Consider the following 22773-nt stretch of genomic DNA (forward strand, 5'->3'; position numbering starts at 1 on the left):
GTCGACAAGCCAGAGGCAGTGTTCTAAAAACTATAGGTGTAGCTGCAATTCGGAAAGGTGGCACGCCATGCGAAATCGAGGATCAAGGAACACGAGCCTCATTCGGGCAGCCTACCTGTGCCGCTCAGGAGATCGGACTTCCGGCGCGGCAAGGCAGTCGCCTTTTCACCATCACGCTCGAGCATATACAGGCAAGACCTTCCATCATCTCACACTCGTGACCTTTTCCGACAAGAATGGCCAACGACGCGAGGTGATGATGCACGAGGCCGGCAGTGCCCGACAGGGCATCGGCCAACTCTCTCACTCGGCATGTCCAATGGCAGGACAACCGCGGCCAGACAAGGTCTCGCCGGGTACGTTTCGCCATCACTGACACACAGTGCCGATGGGTTCTCACTTAGAGGTCATCCATGAAGAGACAGAAACGTGATCGCTTTCAGCGTGCCTATGTTCACGGCTACAAGGCTGGTGTCACCGGCCGTTCCCGTGATGATTGTCCCAGTATCGATGTCAATCTACGTGAATTCTGGATGAGCGGCTGGCGTGAAGGCCGCGGGGACCAATGGTCGGGAATGACCGGCGTCTCCGGCATCCACAAGAACCCCATGGTGCTCAGCTGAGCACCGCATGACGCCAAGGTTCATCATCCGCGACCAGGAGGTCATCCCATTTCAGGAAAGCGGCACGTCACGGAATGACACTGGCAATACGGCGCCTGGCGCCTTTCACCCCGCCGACGCAGCCTGATGCGCTGCCCAAGCGGATTCTCCGGCATCACGCCACCCGTGCCTGGCATGTTCCAGGGTCGGCTGGCACGTACAGAGAGGACTCGAGGTGTTCACGGTGAGTCGGTTTGACGACATCACCCGGAAAATCCCACGGAAGTCGCCCAGCGACACGTCAAATCACCAGGGAGGTAACGCCTTATTTCTATCTTGATGACGCGCGGCACTGACAGGCAAGAGATGCAGTAGGCAATGGGGCCGACTCGCTTCACTTCCTGAAAGGCCGAGATGTTGGCGCTCGTGTCGTTTCAATCGTGGTATGGCTCCAGAAGAGGAGGCGCAGCAGGCGACGGCCTGCGAGGACGACGGTCCAGCGCGGAGCACGACTCGGGCAAACGTTCACCTTGACTGCATCAGCAGGTTCTTTCCAGGCCTGCTTCAACCATCCACGCACCCGATGAGCTCAAGGGGCCAACCCCCAACCGCCGTTTCTGACGGCAAAAGCGCTTCGCATCGTGCACGCTGGCTGGACATGGCAGCCAACACGACAACGGCAGATCACGCATCACTTCCCTGCCGCTGTCATATCATCATTCACGCCGGTACCGAGGCCGCCTTCTGCTGTCAGAAGGCGGCTTTTCTATGTCTGCCCTTCCCCACTCGGCCCTCTCTTGAAGCGCCGTAAGCGAAGGATGCCAGCATCACGCTGCGACGAAGCCCAGGCCCGGATCACACCTTGATCAGGGTATCGGCCTTTTCCAGTGCACGCGCGCACTCGCCGACCAAAGCCGGGCCGCGGTAGATCAGCCCGGAATACAGCTGCACCAGATCCGCCCCCGCGGCAATCTTCTCACGTGCACTCTCGCCATCGGTGATACCGCCCACACCGATGATCGGCATGTTCGGCAGCGCTTCACGCAGGCCACGAATCACACGGGTGGAGGATTCACGCACCGGTGCGCCGGAAAGTCCGCCCGCCTCCTGCGCATGCGGACTACCCGCCACCGCCGTACGCTCGATGGTGGTATTGGTGGCGATGACGCCATCGATGCCGTTGTCCGCCAACGCCCGCGCCACGAACAGAATCTCCTCACTGTCCATATCAGGCGCGATCTTGATCACCAGCGGCACCTTCCTGCCGCGCTCGGCATCGAGCTGATCGCAACGTTGACGAAGCCCGGCCAGCAGCTGGCTGAGATGGTCGCCGAACTGCAGGTTACGCAGCCCCGGGGTATTGGGCGAGGAGATATTGGCGGTGATGTAGTCGGCATGCGCATGCACGGCATCGAGGCAGACCAGATAGTCGCTCAGTGCATCATCCACCGCCGTGGTCAGGTTCTTGCCGATGTTGATCCCCAACACGACACCGGAAGCACCACGCGCCTGGCTGGCCTTGACCTTCGCGACCAGATGCTCGACTCCGGCATTGTTGAAGCCCATGCGGTTGATGATTGCCTGATGCTCCGGCAGCCGGAACAGACGCGGCTTCGGATTGCCGTCCTGCCCTTTCGGCGTCACCGTGCCGACCTCCACGAAGCCGAAGCCCAGAGCGGCGAGCGCATCGAGGTGATCGGCATTCTTGTCGAGACCTGCCGCCAGGCCAACGCGATTGGGGAACTCAAGCCCCATCAGCGAGACCGGATCACGCGGCGCTTCACCGCCCAGACCGCGCGCCATGCCGAGGCGGTGCGCCATGTCCAGCGCACTCAGCGTCACACCATGAGCTGTTTCCGGGTCGAGCTTGAAAAGAAGCGAGCGAGCAAACGAGTACATGATGATCTCCAGACAGCGGGCGGCAGGGTCGTGACGACAGCGTAGCTGGGCGCGAAGTATACCCGAAGCCTGCGGTGACAGACACTGCGCGCCCGGAACGCTCGCACAGCTGTCGAGACAATTGCTCGCGCTGCCATCGACAGCATCGCTCATGCCAAGGCCGGCACCATTGCTCATGCTCAGGGCAGCAAAAAAGGGCGACCCGATGGGCCGCCCTGGTGACACTCCCGACAGTGTCGGGCTCATCCCTTGCAGATCACTTCACGTCGAGCTGCTGCACCCGCACGGTGTAGTTGTTGACGCCCTGCATGGAGGAGCCGAACTTCTGACCGCTGACCCAGACGGTGTAACGCCCCGGTTCCAGCACGGTCTTGAGGTGGAAGTCGCCCTGGAAGCCTTCGCCCTTGTCGCTGGCGACGGTGTTGCCGTTCTCGTCCAGCAGGCGCATCTGCAGCTTGTAGGTACCTTCGCTGCCCGGGAAGGTCTCGCTGTCGATGGTCACGGTGCCACGATCCGCGACATCGAAGGTCATGACCTCGCCCTTCTCGAGAATACGCACATCGGTGACGATCTCGTCGAAACGACGATCCGGCTCCGCTTCGGCTTCCGTCACGGCTGCACTGCCCGTGGCAGCAGCGGTCGTGGCAGCCGCGGCAGACGTCTCGGCTGCTCCAGACGCGGCTGCCGTAGCAGCAGTGGCGGCGCCTGAAGCGGAAGCACCTTCAGCCGCCGCATTGCCCGTCTCGGCAGCCTTCTTCTCGCGGGCGGCCTGTTCGGCGGCGGCAACGGTGGCCGGCTTGATGGTCGCGACTTCATCGTTGGCATCGACGAAGGCAGTACGACGGCCATCGCTATCGGTATCCAGGAAGACCAGGCCGTTGCCGGTCTCGATGCCGCTTTCCTCGGCACTCAACTTCTCGCCACTCTCGCTCAGGCCTGCGACGTTAATTTCATAGGTGTTGCCGCCTGACTTGCCAGCCCCCAACTTGTCGGCGCGCACACGCAGTTTGTAGACGCCCGGCTCAAGCTCGGTATTCAGGGTCAAGCCATTGGAGGCCCTGTCACCTTCTGCGGTGGCCACGACCTCGCCCTGCTCACTCTCGAGCGTGGCTTTCATGGTGTAGGGGTCGGTCACATCGAAACTGGCGACGCCATCGATTTCGTAACGTCCGGCTTCCTTGATGGTGAACTGATGCACGCTGGTGCCGCCGAACAGGAAGTTCTGGCTGTGGGCATCACTGCGCGGCTTGAGGAACTTGGAGATGTCCAGCTTGCCAGCGGCTGCTTCTGCACGCTGCTGAGCGGGGCTGCCATCGGCCAGCACGGCCTGGGATGCCAGAGTGGACAGGCCGAGCGCAAGGGCGCAGGCGAGGGGTAATGCACGATGTGACATGGTGTCTCTGCCTTGTTGTACTGATGCTTTGAAAACAGAAGCCTCCAGCGAGCGCCGCAGCGACTCCGAGACTTGAAATGAGGGTCTGAAGATCAAGGACTGAAAACAGGGTCTACAGAAAAGGGTCCTACCATCAGGGCCTGTATCAGTCTGTGCACTGGTCGCCATTCAGCATACCAGACAGCTGACGACAGTTACCTTACCGCAGGCTCCAGCTATCACTTTTTTATTCATGCCCGACATGAAAAAGCCCTCACCAATGGTGAGGGCTTCTATCAGCGAGTCTTCAGCTACCCGCCGCTTGCGTCAGCCTCATGCTGCATTCGAGGCCGAACACATCAGGCTTCGCGCTTGGACTCGGCCAGATCGACCAGCTCGCGCAGGGCGACCGCGAACAGCGGGAAGCTCAGCTGAGCACCGCCCTTCATCTCGCCGAGCAGTGAGCACCAGCGGCTGACCAGACTTTCGTGGCTGACCATCCAGCTGTCGACACGCTCATCGATCTCGCGCGGGGCATTGTCCTGCTTGAGCACGCTGACGGTCAGGGCCAGCTGCTGACGATCCAGATCATCGCGGAAGCTTTCACGGGCCTGCGCCTGCCAGCTGTCCTGTACCTCAAGGCCGTTGATCTTGTCACCGACCCACGGCAGCTCGAGACGATGGCCGATGCCGTAGAAGGCTTCCGCCACGCGATTGATCTTCTCGCCAGTCGCCTTGGCTGCCTCGATGATGCCAAGCCCTGCGTAGAGGCTTGAGGTCGCGGCGATGGTGCTGGCCAGGGCCTCCGGCACGCCTGCCTCGACGTAGCTGTCGCGACGCGCTTCCCAGTTCTCACGGGCTTCGCCCTTGAGGCGCTCACCGATGCTCTCGGAGAGCTGGGCCAGACGCGGTGCGAAGTGGCCGATGCATTCCTTGACGCTCATGGAGCTGCGCTGACGCAGGAACCAGCGAGTGGCACGGCGCATCAGGCGCATCAGATCGCCCATCATGCGGTACTGCAATTCTGCCGGCACCTGGTGATCGAGGGCCTCGATCTGGGTCCACAGCGCTTCCAGATTGAAGCTGTCACGCGCCACGATGTAGGCACGCGCGATTTCCGCCTTGTCGGCACCGGTGGTGTCTTCCAGGCGACGCACGAAGGCGATACCCATGTGGTCGACCAGATCATTGGCGATCTGGGTCGCGGCGATTTCACGCTTCAGACGGTGCTGGTACATCTCTTCCGGGAAGCGCTCCATCAGCACGCGCGGGAAGGCGCGCTCGAGGTGCTGCTGCACGTAGCTGTCATCCGGCACGTCAGAGGCGATCAAGCTGGTCTTGAGGTCACTCTTGGCGTAGGAGACCAGCACGGACAGTTCCGGCAGGGTCAGGGCTTCACCGGCGTTGGAACGCTCGATCAGCGCTTCATCGGACGGCAGGAACTCGAGTTCTCGGTCCAGGGTGCCGGCCGCTTCCAGCTCATTGATGAAGCGACGGAAGACGCCCATGCCTTCCTTGGACTGCTGCTCGGAGAGCGACAGTGCCTGGGTCTGGCGATAGTTGTCCTTGATCACCAGCTCGCCGACTTCGTCGGTCATCTCGGCCAGCTGCTGGTTGCGCTGCTTGTCGGTCAGGTCACCGCGGGCGACGATGTCGTCCAGCAGGATCTTGATGTTGACCTCGTGATCCGAGCAGTTCACGCCACCGGCATTGTCGATGAAGTCGGTATTGACGCGCACGCCACGCTTGGCCGCGGCTTCCATGCGACCACGCTGGGTCAGACCCAGGTTGCCGCCTTCGCCCACCACCTTGCAGCGCAGCTCTCGGCCGTCGATGCGCAGGCCATCGTTGGCCTTGTCGCCGACTTCGGCGTGAGTCTCGCTGGAAGCCTTCACGTAGGTCCCGATACCCCCGTTCCAGATCAGGTCGACCTGCGCCTTGAGCATCGCGTTGATCAGCTCGTTGGGTGCCAGACGGTCTTCGCTGATGTCGAAGACTTCCTTCATCTGCGGGCTGATGGCGATGGTCTTGGCATCACGCGAGAACAGACCGCCACCTTCGCTGATCAGGCTCTTGTCGTAGTCGTCCCAGCTGGAACGCGGCAGACGGAACAGACGCTCGCGCTCGGCGAAGCTCTTCGCTGTGTCCGGGTTCGGATCGACGAAGATGTTGCGGTGGTTGAAGGCACCGACCAGGCGGATCTTCTCGGACAGCAGCATGCCGTTGCCGAAGACGTCACCGGCCATGTCACCGATACCGACCACGCTGAACTCGTCTTCCTGGATGTTGATGCCCATCTCGCGGAAGTGACGCTGCACGCTGACCCAGGCGCCCTTGGCGGTGATGCCCATGCCCTTGTGGTCGTAGCCATTGGCGCCACCGGAGGCGAAGGCATCGCCCAGCCAGAAGCCGTACTCGTTGGAGATGGCGTTGGCGATGTCGGAGAAGGTCGCGGTGCCCTTGTCGGCCGCGACGACCATGTAGGGGTCGTCTTCGTCGTAACGCACGACGGCCGTCGGAGCCACCACATCACCACCGGACAGGTTGTCGGTGATGTCGAGCAGTGCGCGGATGAAGATCTGGTAGCAGGCGATACCTTCCTTCTGGATCACGTCGCGGTCGGTGGTTTCCGGCATGCGCTTGCAGACGAAACCGCCCTTGGCGCCGACCGGCACGATGACCGCGTTCTTGACCTGCTGTGCCTTGACCAGACCCAGCACCTCGGTGCGGAAATCTTCGTGACGGTCAGACCAGCGCAGACCACCACGCGCGACCTTGCCGCCACGCAGGTGTACACCTTCGACGCGCGGCGAGTAGACGAAGATCTCGAACATCGGGCGCGGCTTCGGCACGTCGGGAATGCTGCGCGTGTCGAGCTTGAAGCTGATGTAGTCCTTGGCCTGTCCATCTTCTGCCGGCTGGAAGAAGTTGGTGCGCAGCGTGGCCATCATCAGATCGACGTAGCGACGCAGCAGACGGTCGTCGTTCAGGCTGGAGACCTGGTCGAGCAGACCATTGATGCGCTCGCGGCAGGCGTTGACGTCATCCTCGCCACCCTGCCCCTGCGGGTCGAAGCGCAGGTTGAACAGCTGCACCAGCTCGCGGGTGATGTCCGGATGGCTGCCCAGCGCGTTGGCGATGTAGGCCTGGGAGAGACCAAAGCGGATCTGCTTCAGATAGCGCGCATAGGCACGCAGCATCGCCACTTCACGCCAATCCAGGCCAGAGCCGATGATCAGACGGTTGAAGGCATCGGATTCGGCTTCGCCGGACCAGATCTTCTTGAAGGCTTCGATGAAGCTCTCGCGCACTTCGGAGAGCTCGACCGCGCCCTTGCCGTGATGCTCGAGGTCGAAATCGTGCACCCAGCAGGAGGAATCGGTGCGGGTGATCTCGTAGGGACGCTCACCGATGACACGCAGACCGAGGTTTTCCAGCACCGGCAGCACGTCGGAAAGCGGAATCGGCTGATGCTTGTGGAACAGCTTCAGGTTGACGCCGGAGTTGTCGTCCTCGACCAGACGATAGGTGCTCAGGCCGACGGCCTGGCCTTCGTCCAGCGCACGCAGGTGGCCCACGTCATAGACGGCGGTGCGCGGCGAGAAGTCGTCACGGTAGCTGCCCGGGAAGGCATCACGATAGCGAGTCATCAGCTCGTTGGCCTGCTCTTCACCGAAGCCTTCGACCATGGCGGCGTGCAGCTCGTCGCGCCAGCTGCGGGCCAGCTGAGCGATCTTGTTCTCCAGCGCGCGCATGTCGTACTGGCCCGGCTCATCGCCCTTGAAGCGCAGGATGAACTGGATACGCGTCAGCACGGACTCGGACAGATACGGCGTGAAGTCACCGAAGGTGGCATTCAGCTCTTCACAGAGCAGATTCTGGATGCGCACACGCAGGTCGGTGGAATAGACGTCGCGCGGCACGAACACCAGCACCGAGAAGAACTTGCCGAAGCGGTCTTCACGCACGATCAGACGCACGCGACGACGCTCACGGATGTTGAGGATACTGGTGGCGGTACGGGTCAGCTCGTCCGTGGAGATCTGGAAGAGGTCATCACGCGGATAGACTTCCAGAATCTGCAGCAGGTGCTTGCCGTTGTGGCCCTTCGGGTTGACGCCGGCGGCTTCCATGACGTCCTGCACCTTGCGACGCAGAATCGGCACGTTGCGCGGGCTCTGGTTGTACACCGTGGAGGTGTAGAGCCCCAGGAAGCGGCGCTCGCCGATCACGCGGCCTTCTTCATCGAAGCGCTCGACGGTGATGTAGTCCGGGTAGGCCGGACGATGCACGCGGGCGTGGAAGGCGCTCTTGGCGAAGGACAGCAGCTCCGGGATCAGCACGTACTGATCGCTGTTGACGCTCTGCTGGTGACGCGACTGCTCGTGATAGCGATCAAGATCCAGCTTGAGCACGCCAAGCTCGGAGCCTTCGACCTTGTTCAGCACGCGCGTGCCGTCTTCCTGCTCGTCGACGGTGTACTCGTCATAGCCCAGGAAGGTGAAGTGGTCGTTGCCCATCCACTGCATGAAGTCGCAGGCTTCCTGGTGATCAGCCTCGGAGACGGTCGGCGGACGGTTGTCGCGTAGTTCCTGCAGCGCCTGGGCGCCCTGGCTGCGCATGGCATCGAAGTCAGCGACGGCAACGCGCACTTCGGCCAGCACTTCACGCAGGCTGGTCTCGAGGTCTTCCAGGGTCTCGGCGTCGTTGTGACGATCGACTTCGATGTAGATCAGCGACTCACGGTTCTGCGGGGCGTTCTCGGCACGCGGTGCCGTCACGCGCTCCAGCTGACCGGCGTCATCGCGGGCGACTGCCAGCACGGCGTTGTGGATGGCATGAACGGTGATGCCACGACGGTTGAGCTCGATACGCACGGAATCGACCAGGAACGGCATGTCCGGGTGCAGCACTTCGATGATGGTGTGCGTCGACTGCCAGCCATGCTTCTCGAAGTCCGGGTTGTAGGCACGCACCTTGGGAGCCTCGAGGCTCTGCAGGAAGTGCCATACGGCCAGGGTGGAACCGTAGAGGTCATCCAGCTTGCGCTCGGCCATGTCCTCGAAGGAGGCCGTTGCGTGATAGTCGCGCGCAAACGCCGCGATCACGTCCACCTTGTCCTTGGGAAGTCGCTTGTCCAGCTGCTCTTCGAGCTGCGCAAGAAATTCCTGCTTGCCGTCCGTCGCCACGTGTAGCATCAATCACCTCGACTGACCTGATGGATGTATCAGGGAAAATAGTCATAGAGAGTCTGCGCCGGCCAAGAAAGGCGTTGCAGCACAGACTCATGCAGTGCATCACAGACTAGCGCAGTCTGCGCCTCTGCCCCATGCCTGTTCCATATTGGTCATGCAGCATTACATCTGTGCATCGGGTATTGACTTGGCGGTGCGCGCATGAAACGAAAGTCTAATTCGAGTGACTGTCATGTGCGCAAAAAAGCCCCGTCGTCCCCTACCTGACAGGTAGATGACGACGGGGCGCTGGTTTTTCAAACGATTGCCGCGATGCCTCGCTCATGCGGGCGTGACATCGGCTGTCGGTTTGAAGATGCGCTTATCTGCGAACCAGATAGACACCGCACTCGAGGTGGTCGGTATACGGGAACTGATCGAACAGCGCGAAGCGTTCGATACGGTGCGTGCGACACAGCACCTCAAGGTTGTCGATCAGCGTCTGCGGGTTGCAGGAGATATAGACGATGCGCTCGTAACGGGCGGTCTGCTCGCAGCTGTCGGCATCGAGGCCGGCACGCGGCGGATCGACCAGCACGGTGCGGAAGTCGTGATTGTCGAGGTCCATCTCCGCGACGCGGCGACCTTCCTTCTCACCCGCCAGCGCCAGCGAAAAATCTTCCGCTGACATGCGTGCGACCTGGGCATTGTCGATGGCGTTGGCGGCCAGATTGACCTGCGCCGAGGCCACGGAAGTGCGCGAGATCTCGGTGGCCAGCACGCGACGGAAGTTCTCGGCCAGCGCGATGGTGAAGTTGCCGTTGCCGCAGTAGAGCTCGACCAGATCGCCCTGCTCACGACCTTCGGCCTTCGCCTTGTCGGGGTGGGTCACGTCACGTGCCCAGCTGAGCATCGAGCGGCATATCTCGGCATTGGGCTGGGTGAAGCTGTTCTCGACCTGCTGATAGACGTACTCGCGACCATCGACTTCGAGACGCTCGAAAACGTGATCGCGCGTCAGCACGATATGCTGCTTGCGCGAACGCCCGATGATCATGATGTCGAGCTCTTCTTCCAGCGCACGCGCCTCGGCTTCCCAGTCTTCGCCGAGCTTGCGATGGTAGATCAGCGTGACCAGTGCCTCGCCACTCAGGGTGGTGAGGAACTCGCACTGGAACAGACGCTCGCGCAGCACCGGGCTTGCCTTGAGGCGCTCACGCAGCAGCGGCATCAACGCATTGATGCGCTGGCTGGCGACCGGGAAGTCGTCCATGCGCACGACTGTCTTCTTCTTGTTGCCCTCGTCGTCGAACTCGACCTCGAACATCGCGTAATAGAGGTCATCATCCTCGTGCCAGATACGGAACTCGCAACGCATGCGGTAATGGCTGGGCGGCGAGGGAAATACCTCGAGTTCCGGCGCATCGAAGGCAGCGAAACGTGCACGGGTCTGCTCGGCCTTCTCGGCGAGCTGATGTTCATACTGACTGGGATCGACGACGGCGATGGCCACACTGACTCCTGCCTGCGGGCATACCGCAGCACTGAAACGATGAGCAAAGGGACGCGGGAACGTCATGGTGAACCATGCCGATCACGTCCATTCAAAGGTTGGGCGCGCTAGCCTACCATCGGCAGCGCGAAGCTCAAGCGCCAAATGGCGGGCCAAGATGGGGGCAAGCAGGTGCAAGGGGGCCGCGAGAGTCAACGCCCCTGCGCTTCAGTCGTCGAACGACAGCGCCTGCGGTGCGGCGAAACCCTGACTGGCCAACGCCGTGGCCAGCCCCGGCTGCCGGGCATCCGTCGCCAGCGCAATGTGCTCATGTGATGCTGGCTGAACCGCCTGAGCGACTTGCTGTCCAGCCACTCGGGCCGCAGCACCAAGCGCCAGCACCTCCGCCACACGGCGGGCGATTGCCGCGCCGGAATCCACCAGCGCCACCCGAGACTCGCCCAGCACCTGCGAGATGTCAGCGCCGAGCAGCGGGAAATGCGTGCAGCCGAGAATCACCACTTCCAGCGCCTCGACCGCCGCCAGGTCAGCCAGACTGGCCGCCACCACTTCAGGACGCGCCGGCTCACCACGCAGACGCCGCTCGGCCTCCGCGACCAGCGGATCGGCGGCGACGCGAATCACCCGACAATCCGCCGCGAAATCGTGGATCAACTGCTCCGTATAGGCACGTCTCACCGTGGCGGACGTCGCCAGCAACGCGAAGACCGGCGGCTCGCACTCCTCACGCCGTGCTGCGCTCTGGCGCGCACGTGCCAACGCCGCAGCAGGCTTGATGGCGGGCACGGTGCCGATCACCGGAATCGACAGTGCTTCGCGCAGTGCCGTCAGCGCCAGGGTGCTGGCGGTATTGCAGGCGACCACCAACGCCCGTGCCCCGCTTGCCTCGACAGCCGCCACGCACACCTGAACGATGCGCGGTATCAACCAGTCATCCGGCTTGGTGCCATAGGGTAAAGCGGCGTTGTCACAGACATAGGCCAGCGACAACTGCGGCCACTGACGGCGGATCTCGGCGGCGACGGACAAGCCGCCGACACCGGAGTCGAAGACCAGCACCGGGGCGGCGGGGGCTCCGGTCGTGACGTGGGACGAACGATCGACGGAGCCGGAAGAGGCGGTGAAAGACGCCATGGTGAGAGTATCTCGTGCTGCATGGGAGGATGGGCGACGGGGCTGGCGCGCTATTTTACCTGCTTGGTGACGATGTAGGTGAAATAGCGATCGATGCCCAACTCTGACACCAGCCAATGATCGACCAGACGCTGATAGGCATCGATGCTGGCGGTCTCCAGACGCAGCAGATAGTCGACTCCCCCGCCGACGGCGACGCACTCGATCACCTCGTCCGCCTCTCGCATGGCACGCTCGAAGCGCTGGAAGCTGCCGGCATCATGATGCTTGAGGTGGATCTCGACCCAGACTGGCGTGCGCGGGGCAGCCCCCGAAGCAGCGCCACCCTGCTGATCACTCAGGCGCTGCTGATTGATGATGGCGGCATAGCCCTCGATGATGCCCGCTTGCTCGAGGCGCTTGACCCGCTCCCAGCACGGGCTGACCGACAGGTTGATCTCCTCGGCCAGCCGCGACTTGGTGATGCGGCCATCACGTTCGAGTATCGCCAGAATCTTGAGATCGAAGGCATCCAGTTTCGGCGCTGGCAGCGAGCGGGAGGGGCTCGCGCTCATGAGGCCTCTCGCGCCAGGTCGTCCACGACTTCCGCGATCACCGCCAGGGTGTCGCCCAGACTCACCTGGGCCGGGAAGCGGCGCGCCACCAGCACGCCATCACGCTCGGCGCGATATTCCACGGCTGCCTGACCGGCACGCCCCAGCGGATAGACCCGCGCCACGCATTGCCCCGCCGTGACCTGCTCACCGAGTGCCACGCACAGCTCCAGCAGCCCTTCATGCTCACTCTGCACGTAACAGCTGGCATCTGGCATGTCGATCAACAGCGGCGCGCCCGCCTGGCTGGCACGCTGGCGCTCGATGTCCTGATCCAGATCCGCGCGACTGCGCGCGCGCAGCACACCGCTGAAGGCGAGGAAATTGTCGACGCCACGGTCGGCGATCGCCTGGCGCTCCGGCGTGGTCGAACCACCACCGCCCAGCTCCGTGGTGACGAAGACCTTGCCCTGACGCTCCACCGCGGTGTCGTAGAGTGCCTCGGCGTCCAGCTCGAACATCATCATCGCCGAGGGCGCCCCGAAGGCCAGCGCCCCGGCCAGGCTCTCGGCTTCCTGCAGGCGACACTGCTCGACGCCCAGCGACTCCTCGAGATAGTCGAGACGGTGCGCGGCCGCGAACGGCAGGATATCCAGGGTGCGACCGCCGGAATGCAGGTCCAGCGCATAGTCGCACTGCGGTACCAGCACCCGTGTGAAATAATCGGCGATCTGTTCGGTCGGGCCGCCGGTGGGGCTGCCGGGGAAGCTGCGATTGAGATTGCCGCCATCGAGAGGCGAGCAACGCCGCCCGGCCTTGGCCGCCAGCGCATTCATGGTCGGCACGATGATGACGCGACCCTTGACGTCCTCAGGCGTGAGACGCGCCGCCAGCTTGTAGAGCGCGGTGATGCCTTCGTACTCATCGCCATGGTTGCCGCCGGTCAGCAATACCGTCGGCCCCTCACCATTGGCGATCACGCTGATCGGGGTCATCACCGCACCCCACGCCGACTCGTCAGTCGAGATAGGCAGCTTGAAGAAACCGTGCTGAACGCCATCGGCGAACAGATCGATGGTCAGACTGACGGGGGACTCTCGCATGACACCACTCCTTGTTATGGCGGGCTGCTGACACTTGTCGGCAGGCTATTTGACGAACAGCTGGCGCGGCACATCACACAGCGGCTCGGCACCGTTTTCCGTGATCAGGATCGACTCGGTGATCTCGAGCCCCCAGTCGTCCATCCACATGCCGGGCATAAAGTGGAAGGTCATGCCCGGTTCCAGCACGGTCTCGTCACTAGGGCGCAGACTCATGGTGCGCTCACCCCAGTCCGGCGGATAGCTGATGCCGATGGGATAGCCGCAGCGTGCGCCGCCACGGTCGAAGCCGTACTTGTCCATCGCCGCGCCCAGCGCCAGGGCGATGTCACAGCAGCGATTGCCGGGCTTGGCGATAGCCAGGCCACTTTCGATACCTTCCAGCAACGCCGACTCACCACGCACGAAATCGCGTGGCGGACGCCCCAGAAAGACGGTGCGTGAGAGCGGTGCGTGATAGCGCTTGTAGCAGCCGGCAATCTCGAAGAAGGTGCCCTCGCCTTCACGAAATGGCGTGTCATCCCAGGTCAGGTGCGGCGCAGCGGCATCACTGCCGGTCGGCAGCAATGGCACGATTGCCGGATAGTCACCACCGAGAATCTCGCCATTCGGTCCGACCACACCCTCGACGCCGACCCGATAGATCTCCGCGACCAGCGCACTCTTGGGCAAGCCCGGTTCGATCATCTCCAGAATGCGCGAATGCATGCGCTCGACGATGCGCCCGGCCACGCGCATGTAGGCAATTTCCTGCTCGGACTTGATTGCCCGACACCAGTTGACCAGCGAGTTGGCATCCACCAGCCGCGCGTGGGGCAGCTCCTTGACCAGCGCCAGATGCGCCCGCGCCGAATAGTAATAGTTGTCGAGCTCGACCCCGACGACCCCGTCGTGCCAGCCACGCTGCGGCAGGATCGACTGGGCGAGAAACTCCATCGGGTGCATGTCCGGATTCTGCACGTAGTAATCCGGATACCACAGGATGTTGTCCTCACCCATCCAGCAGGTACGCAGCGCGCCGTTGCCGTCCTGACGACGCCCATACCAGACCGGCTCACCGGAAAGCCCCAGCAGCACGCATTGGTGCACATAGAAGGACCAGCCGTCATAGCCGGTCAACCAGGCCATGTTGGAGGGGTCGGAAATCACCATCACATCGATACCGGCGCGCGCCATGGCTTCACGCACCCGCTGGATGCGCGCGCGATACTCGCCGATGGTGAAGGCCTGGCGGCCAGCGGACAGCGCGCGTGGCGTCCAGTCACTCTCGGTGGCCGGTGCCTCGCTGCTGGGCAAGGTGGCCAGGCCAGCGAAGGCTGGCTGGGGCGCACCAATATGGGGCGGGAATTGACTCATGCAGCGCTCCTTTTCGATCAGGCCTTGAGGCAAGCAGCACGTTGGGGCGGAGCCAGTGGCCATACGCAGGGCCAGGCAGCGGGTGACCGACCTGCCAGCCGCACCGGGCTGACAATGCCTGCCTGCGCCGCGAGCGAACGATGCGCTCTGCGGGTCGGCAGGGTCGGCGTACATGCGTACATCCGAATTCCCCTCTGGATTCGAGTCTGTCACTCTGCCAACAACGGGTCAAAGGACGACTCTGGCACTGTCGCCCTTCGCTTGTGCCCTTGCAAGGCCTGCGCCATTGCCGCCCGTGAGCAGGCCATGCTCTCGCGGCAGTCGCGCATGGCGAGGTGACAACACCAGCCCCTTTGAATAGAGCCACGAACAGCGCCTGCGTACAGACCAGGACAGTTCAGTAATCCCGCCCCGCCACCCAGCGTCCCTGAAGAGGAGAACAGCATGCGAATACTGGTACATCATGAACGCGCCGAACGTTGGTGCGATGCTCTGCGTCAGCGCCTGTGCGATGCCGCCGACGCCAAGGGGTCGCGGCAACGTGAGTCGTCGGAACCGTCATCAAAACACGCGCCGCTGGAAATCGTTGCCGATGACGGCGAGATGCTGGGCGACGTGCTGGTGGTGTGGGCACCGCCTGCCGCGCTGTTCGAGCGCCACCGCGATCATGACGTCAAGGCGATCCTCAATCTGGGCGCGGGCGTCGACAGCCTGCTCGACAACCCGGCACTGCCTGACGATGTGCCAGTGCTCAAGCTGAGCGATGCCGGCATGGCCAGCCACATGCTGGATTACGTGCGCTATGGCCTGCTGCACTTTCGGCGTGATTTCGACCGTTACGCCAGACAGCAGGCGGACACCCAGTGGGCCCCGCACCGCGTGGTGCGCGCCCATCAGTACCCGGTGGCGGTACTCGGGCTCGGCGCCATCGGCAGCCAGATCGCCGAATCATTGGCGGCAGACGGCTATCCGGTACATGGCTTCAGCCGCAGCGCCCATACATTGCAGGGCGTGACCTGCCACCATGAAAGCGGCGCCGGCGGCCGCTCGCTCAAGCAAGTGCTGGGTGACGAGTCGCTCGGTCTCAAGGCGGTGATCAACCTGTTGCCCAATACGCCGGCCACGAGAGACGTGCTGAACGCCGACGTCTTCCGGGCTCTGCCCGACGACGCCGTGCTGATCAATCCGGGGCGTGGCAGCAGCGTGGTCGAGAAAGATCTGGTCGCGGCGCTCGAGGAAGGCAAGCTCAGGGGCGCCCTGCTCGATGTCTTCCAGCACGAGCCACTGGCCGAGGACAGCCCGCTGTGGCACCAGCCGCGCGTGATCATCACGCCGCATGCCGCCGCGCCGACCCCGGTGGCCGAGGCCGCCGACCAGCTGGCCGACAACATTCGCCGCATTCAGCGAGGTGAAGTGCTGACCGGCATCAGCCGCGAGCACGGGTATTGAGCGCGCTGGCGCGCGGTGCTCAACCGGCGATAGACGTCACCGCCTGACGGCCATCACAGCGGCAGTGCGGTGGTCGTCTTGATGCGCTCCATCGCGAAGCGGGCCGACACGTCGCTCAGCTCGTCGATGGTATTGACCAGCCGCTTGTAGACGCGGTCGTAGGCATTCATGTCCTCGACCTGCACCTTGAGGAGGTAGTCGTAGTCACCAGCCATGCGATAGAACTCGGTGACTTCCTCGATCTCCTCGACGATGGCCACGAAACGCTCGAACCAGGCCCGCGAGTGATCGCGGGTCTTGAGCTGCACGAAGGCCGTCAGCCCCATGCCGATCAGCTCCGCATTCAGCAACGCCACCCGTGCGGTGATCACGCCACACTCTTCCAGGCGCTTGAGGCGCTTCCAGCAGGGAGACGTGGTCAGATGCACGGCTTCCGCCAGCGCCGCCAGCGACAGGCTGGCATCGCGCTGCAGCAGCCGCAGCAGGGCGCGGTCCGTGGCATCGAGCACTATTTTCTCCATTACCCTCACCTCGCAATGAATTCTTGCCATGAAACATGGCTCACGCCATGCATACTGGCAAGTTTTGCTTGGCGGCTGGTCGTACCATGAAAGCTCCTTCCTGCGACCGGAACCGCCGCCATGACGATCACTGCCTCCCCTTCGACAGCACCTTTCATGGCGGCCACCGACGCCAGTACGCTCACAGCTACGCCCCCAGAACAGTACGCCCCGCATGCGACTCAGCGTGAATCATGGCGCCAACGCAGCCTCGCCAGGCTTGCGACCTTGAAAGCCGCCACTCCGGTGACCCCGCTGTTGGAACTCAGCCTGCGCGGACTGGGCGAGGCGCGCATCCTGATCAAGGACGAGCGGGCGCATGCCAGCGGCTCGCTCAAGCATCGCCTGGCGATGTCGCTGTTCGAGCAGGCCCTGCTGAAGGATTGGCTCACACCCGGCTGTCCGGTGATCGAAGCCTCCTCGGGCTCCACGGCGGTCTCCGAGGCGTGGCTGGCACGCCGGCTGGGGCTTCAATTCATTGCCGTGGTGCCCAGGGGCACCGCCTTTTACAAGCAGGAAGCGATTCGTGGCGAGGGCGGGCGCGTGGTGGAAATCGAAGACTCCGCTCGGCTTTGCCAGCATGCGCAGGCGCTTGCCGATGACAGCGGCGGTCACTTCATCAACCAGTTCCGCCATGCCGCTACTGCCGGTGACAGGGCAAGCGACGGGGCAAGCGATACGAGCCTGCCTGGGGAGTGTCTGGCACAGATCGCCGCACGTGAGCTGCCCGAGCTGCAGGCGGTATTTCTCGGCGCCGGCACCGGCGGCAGCGCCGCCAGCTTCGCGCGTCATCTGCGCCATCTGCATCAGGCAGGACATCGTGCCCGCGTGATCGGCGTGGACCCCGAGCACTCCGTCTATCACGCCTGCTGGCAGCACCATCGTGCCCACGGCACCCGTACGACCCGCCTGCCCGCCCCGCAGGCGGCCAACCCCATCGAAGGCATCGGACGCCCCTGCGTGCTAGAGGCATTCGACCCCGCGCATTTCGATGACTACCGACGCATCGCGGATGCGCGCAGTCAGGCGGCCGCGCTATGGCTGGCCGAGCATGCCGGGCTTGAAGTCGGCCCCTCCACCGGCACCGCCTTCGCGGGGCTGCTCGAGAGTCTGGCGCTCAGGCGCGCTCGCGGTGAGTCGCTGGCCGGCAGCTGGTTGCTGCTGGCCTGTGATCACGCCGAGCGGTATGCCACCACGCTGGGCGATCCCGCATGGCGAGCCGCCCAGCAATCGCGACTCGCCCCGCAGCGGGCCTGGATCGAGGCGTTTGCCCATAGAAACGACGGGGCCTGAAACGACGACACCCCGCCGGGTGGCAGGGTGTCGTAAGGCAAAGCCGATGTGACGGCGTGGCTAGCAGGAATGCATCACACCAGCAGCGCCTGGAACTGACGCAGCCATTCCGGATGCGCCGGCCAGGCCGGTGCGGTCACCAGCTTGCCGGAGGTCACGGCGTCGGTCACTTCCAGCGACACGAACTCACCGCCCGCCAGCTTCACCTCAGGGGCGCAGGCCGGATAGGCGCTGACGCGATGGCCTTCCAGCGACATGGCGGCGGCCAAGAGCTGCGGACCATGACAGACGGCGGCGATGGGCTTGTCGGCCTCGACGAAGTGACGCACCATCGTCAGCACACGCTCATCCAGACGCAGATACTCGGGGGCACGGCCACCGGGGATCAGCAGCGCGTCGTAACTCTCGACGGCGATCTCGGCGAAGCTGGCGTTGAGCGCGAAGTTGTGGCCCGGCTTCTCGGTATAGGTCTGGTCGCCCTCGAAGTCATGGATGGCGGTCTTGACGATATCGCCTTCCGTCTTGTCCGGGCAGACGACATCCACGCGATGCCCCATCGCCTGCAGCGCCTGGAACGGCACCATCAGCTCATAATCTTCTACAAAATCCCCGGCAATGATGACAATGCTGGCCATGATGATCTCCTGATTGGACCCAACGTCTAGGTACGCGCCGCGCGCGGCGGAAGGACAAGGCTGTTACAGAGTACCTATCCATTGCACATGAGCAAGCGCTGAAATATCGTCGTGACCGCCTGACGGGCGTTGGCTTGATTGTGGATCGCCTCAACATCATTACATCATCATGTACAGTCGCTCTGCCCCGTCGCTGCCTGACCGCTCGACACCCCATCCACAGGCCACGGCTCCAGTGCCGATCTCGGGAGTCACCATGACCCTGCCATCTTCCGCCTTGTCTCACGTCTCTCAAGCCCCCACGTGTCGCGACGCTTGCACCGCCACACGCGCTGATCGGCCCTCGGCATGGCAGCGACTGTGCCGCGCAGGTCTGGGGGCGCTCCTGCTGCTGGCGGGCAGTGCACAAGCGGCCAGCGATGAGGCCGCTGTCAGCCCGGAGGCGCCCCTGGCGCCTGTCGCCAGCATCGCGCCGGTGCCCTTCACCGCCCACTACACCTTGGTGCTGGAAGGCTGGCCGGACGTGCCCATCACCCAGCGCGTCAGCCAGAGCGGCGAGCTGTACATCGCCAGCATGGAGGCCTCCATCAAGGTCGCCAGTGGCTATGAGCAGGGCCGCTTCACGCTCGCGGAGGATCGCCTGCTGCCCGAGGGCTATCGTTCCGGCTATCGGCTGGCCGGCATCGGCAAGGACTACAACCGGGAAGCACCGGAGCCAGGCGATACCCGCCTGCCTGACCGTCAGAGCCTGCTGGTACTGCTGAGCCAGCAGGTTGACAGCCAATGGAGCGAGCAGGCCTGTCTGGCCGCGACGCCCTGCTCACTGGACTATCTCGACCACAAGGGTCGCCAGCGCACCCTGATGTACGAGATCCAGGGCCAGGAAACGCGCCAGGCGGCACAGCGCACCTTCCGCACCCTGCGCATCGAGGCGTGGCGCAAGCATCGTGAGCACAAGCACTACCGTATCTGGCTGGCGCCGCGCTGGCCGGGCCTGATGGTCGGCCTCGATTACCTCGACTACGAAGACGTCATGGACAAGGACGGCAACCGCCACGGCGAGGTACCGCCGCGCTCGGCCCATCTGACCCTCAACCAGCTGAGCAGCGCCCGCCAGTGATGACAGCTCCCACCTCTGAAGCGGCTGATCATAAGCCCCGCTGATACGTCATCAGCAAGTCTCTCGCGCAATGGTGCTAGCGGGGTTATCCAGACTCCACGCCAACCGATATAGTAAGGCCCTTCGGCGGTATTCACCGCCAATCAATCACTTGCGCCACCCCTGTTGTCCGGGTGGTAACGCCAGGGAAGGGTCATGCTGTCAGGTCTCATCTTCATTCTGCTGCCGCTGATACTCGGCTACCTGGTACGCCTCACCGATCCTGATCGCTTGGCGGTGGTCAACCGGCTGGTCAATGCCTCCATCTATCTCATCCTGTTCCTGATGGGCATGGGGCTGGCGGCGCTGGAGCAGTTGAGTGCCGGCATGGCCGCCATGAGCGGGCAGGCGCTGACGCTGTTCGCCATCATCACGCCGCTGAATCTGCTGGCGCTGTGGTGGCTGTCGCGGCGCAGCCCGCTGCGCGCCAATCCCGCCCAGGCGGTAGATGGCGCGCCGATGACCCGCTGGCAGGCGCTGTCGGGCTCGTTGACCCTTGCCGCCGTGGTCGCGCTCGGCGTTGGCGCCGGCGTACTGCTCAAGACCTTCGGCACCCAGCTTGATACCGACACCCTCGCCGAATGGGCGCTCTATGTGCTGCTGGCGCTGATCGGCTGCCAGCTTAGAAGCTCCGGCATGAGCCTGCGCCAGATACTGCTCAATCGACACGGTCTGGTCATCGCGCTGACGGTGATGGCCAGTTCGCTGGTCGGCGGCCTGCTGGCAGCGCCTCTGCTGGCGCTGGAGTGGAATCAGGGCATGGCGATCTCGGCTGGCTTCGGCTGGTACTCCCTGTCGGGGATCCTGATCGGTGATCAGCTCGGCCCGATTCTCGGCGGCGCCGCCTTCTTCAATGATCTGGCGCGCGAGCTGCTGGCCTTCGTGCTGATCCCTCTGACCATCCAGCGCTACACGCCGCTGGCCATCGGCATCGGCGGGGCCACCTCGATGGACTTCACGCTACCGGTGATCCAGCAGACCGGCGGCGTGGCCTGCGTCCCGGTCGCCGTCGTCTCGGGCTTCCTGCTGTCGCTGGCGGCGCCGCCGATGATTCTGTTCCTGCTCTCGCTGAGTCACGTCTGATCCGTCGGGCAAGGCTTGCTCCCGGGCCGCCTTAACAGGGACACTCTTGTCCTCCTCCGCAGCCGCTTGAATGTCCATGCCCTCTCAGCCACACAAAGCTTCCCGCCTCAAGCGCGTCACCCTGGCCGATATCGCCGCCCGACTGGGCGTCACCAAGGTCACGGTGTCGCGCGCGCTCAATCAGCCCGAGAAGGTATCCGCCGCGATGCGCGAGCGGGTAACCGAATGTGCCCGCGAGCTGGGTTACATGCCCAATCGTCAGGCCGGCAGCCTCGCCAGTGGTCACTCGCGACTGATCGCGCTGCTGATTCCTTCGCTCTCCAACGCCGTGTTCTCGGAGCTGCATCGCGGCCTGGAAGCCCCACTGGCCGCCGCGGGCTATCAGCTGCTGATCGGCCATACCGGCTATTCGATGCAGGAAGAGGAGCGCCTGATCGAGACCTGGCTCTCCTTCGGCATCGACGGGCTGGTGCTGTGCGGCAGTCGCCATAGCCCTCGTACCCGCGAGATGATCGCGCGCTCGGGCTGTGCGGTGGTGGAATGCATGGAGAAACGCGAGACGCCGCTCGACATGGCGGTAGGACTGGACCAGCACGCCGCTGGCCGCGCGATGACCGAGGCCATGATCGCCCTGGGGCATCGCCATATCGGCTTTCTCGGCGCGCGCATGGACCGCCGCGTCGAACAGCGCCTGGGCGGCTGGCGTGCAGCAATGGAGGCCGCCGGCCTGTCGCAGCAGGCGCTGTTGACCACCGATGCGCCCTCCAGCGTGCGCATGGGCGGCGAGCTGCTCGATGAGATGCTGACTCGCTGGCCCGAGACCCAGGCCGTGTTCTGCTGCAATGACGACCTGGCGGCCGGCGGGCTGTTCGAGTGTCAACGCCGCGGCCTGTCGGTGCCCGACCAGCTGGCACTGGCCGGCTTCAACGGCCTGGAGATGACCCGCGGCACCTGGCCGCCGCTGGCCAGCGTGGTCACGCCACGCCGCGAGATCGGCGAGCGCGCCGCCGCTCTGCTGTTGGCGCGCTTGAGCGGTGATCTCGACGCCACGCCCCACGGCCTGTGGGAAGATCTGGGCTTCAGTCTGCAGAAAGGTGGCAGCCTGGCGCCATGATACTTTCTCCTCGTAATACGTGGCAGCAGCCTGTCCGCGTGATACGCCCGGCGACTGACTAGCGCTCTGGCGCGTCGAGGACCTGCTGACAGACACTCTCGACCAGCGCCTGCGGCGTGGCGCTGATATCGAGGGTATGGATGCGCCCTTCGTCGTCGCCGGGCACCTCGAGCGTCGCCAGCTGATTGTCGAGCATGTCAGCGCCCTTGAAGAAATGATCGGTTCGCGCCTCGAGGCGTTCCAGCAGCAGCTCGCGCGTGCCTTCGAGAAATACGAAGCCCAGCGCGGGGTCCCCGCCACGCAGTTGATCCCGATAACGTCGCTTCAAGGACGAGCAGGCCAGTACCAGACTGCGTCCGTCGCGACGCGCCGCCTCGATCAGCTCGGCCAGACGGGCCAGCCAGCCGTGGCGATCGTCGTCATCCAGCGGGATACCGCGCGCCATCTTGGCCACGTTGGCCTCACCGTGATAATCGTCGCCATCGATGAACTGCGCGCCCAGGCACGCCGCCAGCTGCTGCCCGACATGCGACTTGCCACAGCCCGACACCCCCATGACCACCAGACGCACGCCACCCTGAGCGGCCAGAGCCTCTGACCTGGTCGGCATCGACGCGACCGCTGATGCTCCTTCTGCCTGCTGCTGCATGAAAACCCTCTCCCCCTGAATGAAAACGATGGCCCCACCGGCGTACCCGATGTAGCCGATCAATCCCTTGCCCGGCGCCTCGGGACGGCTGTCGCGCGCTGAGCGACCGCCCGTTGGCGGACAATCTGCTGCCAGACGCGACCGT

Annotated in this window: 17 protein-coding genes; 6 read left to right on the plus strand and 11 right to left on the minus strand. The window is 63.8% G+C overall.

Annotation, left to right across the window (positions count from 1 at the left end; all coding sequences use genetic code 11):
• Nucleotides 1-413: 413 nt before the first annotated feature.
• Nucleotides 414-623, plus strand: coding sequence for a ribosome modulation factor (gene rmf / locus F8A90_RS14145; protein WP_043334308.1), 210 nt, complete (start codon nucleotides 414-416; stop codon nucleotides 621-623).
• An 834-nt stretch (nucleotides 624-1457) separates the two neighbouring features.
• Here rmf and F8A90_RS14150 read toward each other — a convergent pair.
• From F8A90_RS14150 to doeA, 8 genes are all read right to left on the minus strand, one after another.
• Complete coding sequence (locus F8A90_RS14150; RefSeq protein ID WP_200017529.1) at nucleotides 1458-2501, minus strand: quinone-dependent dihydroorotate dehydrogenase; 1044 nt, start codon at nucleotides 2499-2501, stop codon at nucleotides 1458-1460.
• Nucleotides 2502-2757: 256 nt separating this feature from the next.
• Nucleotides 2758-3894, minus strand: a complete 1137-nt coding sequence (locus F8A90_RS14155) for a hypothetical protein (protein ID WP_200017530.1) — start codon at nucleotides 3892-3894, stop codon at nucleotides 2758-2760.
• Nucleotides 3895-4232: 338 nt separating this feature from the next.
• Complete coding sequence (locus F8A90_RS14160; protein WP_166019978.1) at nucleotides 4233-9071, minus strand: NAD-glutamate dehydrogenase; 4839 nt, start codon at nucleotides 9069-9071, stop codon at nucleotides 4233-4235.
• Nucleotides 9072-9429: 358 nt separating this feature from the next.
• Entirely contained in the window at nucleotides 9430-10560 is a 1131-nt protein-coding gene (trmA, locus tag F8A90_RS14165; protein WP_200017531.1) for a tRNA (uridine(54)-C5)-methyltransferase TrmA, read from the minus strand.
• A 207-nt stretch (nucleotides 10561-10767) separates the two neighbouring features.
• On the minus strand, nucleotides 10768-11694 hold the full coding sequence (gene murI / locus F8A90_RS14170; protein ID WP_200017532.1) for a glutamate racemase: 927 nt from the start codon (nucleotides 11692-11694) through the stop codon (nucleotides 10768-10770).
• A gap of 50 nt (nucleotides 11695-11744) precedes the next feature.
• Nucleotides 11745-12248: an Lrp/AsnC family transcriptional regulator gene (locus tag F8A90_RS14175; RefSeq protein ID WP_200017533.1), complete on the minus strand. Its 504-nt coding sequence runs from the start codon at nucleotides 12246-12248 to the stop codon at nucleotides 11745-11747.
• On the minus strand, nucleotides 12245-13330 hold the full coding sequence (doeB, locus tag F8A90_RS14180) for a N(2)-acetyl-L-2,4-diaminobutanoate deacetylase DoeB (protein WP_200017534.1): 1086 nt from the start codon (nucleotides 13328-13330) through the stop codon (nucleotides 12245-12247). Before doeB ends, F8A90_RS14175 begins: the two co-directional genes overlap by 4 nt.
• A 45-nt stretch (nucleotides 13331-13375) precedes the next feature.
• On the minus strand, nucleotides 13376-14686 hold the full coding sequence (gene doeA, locus F8A90_RS14185) for an ectoine hydrolase DoeA (protein WP_166019983.1): 1311 nt from the start codon (nucleotides 14684-14686) through the stop codon (nucleotides 13376-13378).
• 444 nt (nucleotides 14687-15130) lie between these two features.
• On the opposite strand from doeA, the gene F8A90_RS14190 reads away from it, so the two are divergent.
• On the plus strand, nucleotides 15131-16135 hold the full coding sequence (locus tag F8A90_RS14190; RefSeq protein WP_200017535.1) for a 2-hydroxyacid dehydrogenase: 1005 nt from the start codon (nucleotides 15131-15133) through the stop codon (nucleotides 16133-16135).
• 53 nt (nucleotides 16136-16188) lie between these two features.
• Here the strand turns inward: F8A90_RS14190 and F8A90_RS14195 are convergent, their stop codons facing one another.
• A complete protein-coding gene (locus F8A90_RS14195; protein WP_043334316.1) occupies nucleotides 16189-16644 on the minus strand; it encodes an Lrp/AsnC family transcriptional regulator in 456 nt (151 codons plus the stop codon).
• Nucleotides 16645-16776: 132 nt separating this feature from the next.
• On the opposite strand from F8A90_RS14195, the gene F8A90_RS14200 reads away from it, so the two are divergent.
• Nucleotides 16777-17988 (plus strand): PLP-dependent cysteine synthase family protein, encoded by a 1212-nt coding sequence (locus F8A90_RS14200; RefSeq protein WP_200017536.1) that lies wholly within the window; start codon nucleotides 16777-16779, stop codon nucleotides 17986-17988.
• A gap of 74 nt (nucleotides 17989-18062) precedes the next feature.
• Here the strand turns inward: F8A90_RS14200 and F8A90_RS14205 are convergent, their stop codons facing one another.
• Nucleotides 18063-18623 carry a DJ-1/PfpI family protein gene (locus F8A90_RS14205; protein ID WP_166019986.1) on the minus strand — a complete coding sequence of 187 codons (561 nt, stop codon included), beginning with the start codon at nucleotides 18621-18623 and terminating at the stop codon, nucleotides 18063-18065.
• Nucleotides 18624-18879: 256 nt separating this feature from the next.
• Here F8A90_RS14205 and F8A90_RS14210 point away from each other — a divergent pair, with 256 nt between their 5' ends.
• From F8A90_RS14210 to F8A90_RS14220, 3 genes are all read left to right on the plus strand, one after another.
• A complete protein-coding gene (locus F8A90_RS14210; protein WP_200017537.1) occupies nucleotides 18880-19743 on the plus strand; it encodes a hypothetical protein in 864 nt (287 codons plus the stop codon).
• Nucleotides 19744-19938: 195 nt separating this feature from the next.
• Nucleotides 19939-20865: a lysine exporter LysO family protein gene (locus F8A90_RS14215; RefSeq protein WP_200017538.1), complete on the plus strand. Its 927-nt coding sequence runs from the start codon at nucleotides 19939-19941 to the stop codon at nucleotides 20863-20865.
• 76 nt (nucleotides 20866-20941) lie between these two features.
• Nucleotides 20942-21979: a LacI family DNA-binding transcriptional regulator gene (locus tag F8A90_RS14220; protein WP_166019989.1), complete on the plus strand. Its 1038-nt coding sequence runs from the start codon at nucleotides 20942-20944 to the stop codon at nucleotides 21977-21979.
• Nucleotides 21980-22037: 58 nt separating this feature from the next.
• Here F8A90_RS14220 and F8A90_RS14225 read toward each other — a convergent pair whose 3' ends face one another.
• Complete coding sequence (locus tag F8A90_RS14225) at nucleotides 22038-22589, minus strand: gluconokinase (protein WP_166019990.1); 552 nt, start codon at nucleotides 22587-22589, stop codon at nucleotides 22038-22040.
• Nucleotides 22590-22773 lie beyond the last annotated feature (184 nt).

Source organism: Cobetia sp. cqz5-12, from assembly GCF_016495405.1.
Taxonomy (GTDB): Bacteria; Pseudomonadota; Gammaproteobacteria; order Pseudomonadales; family Halomonadaceae; genus Cobetia.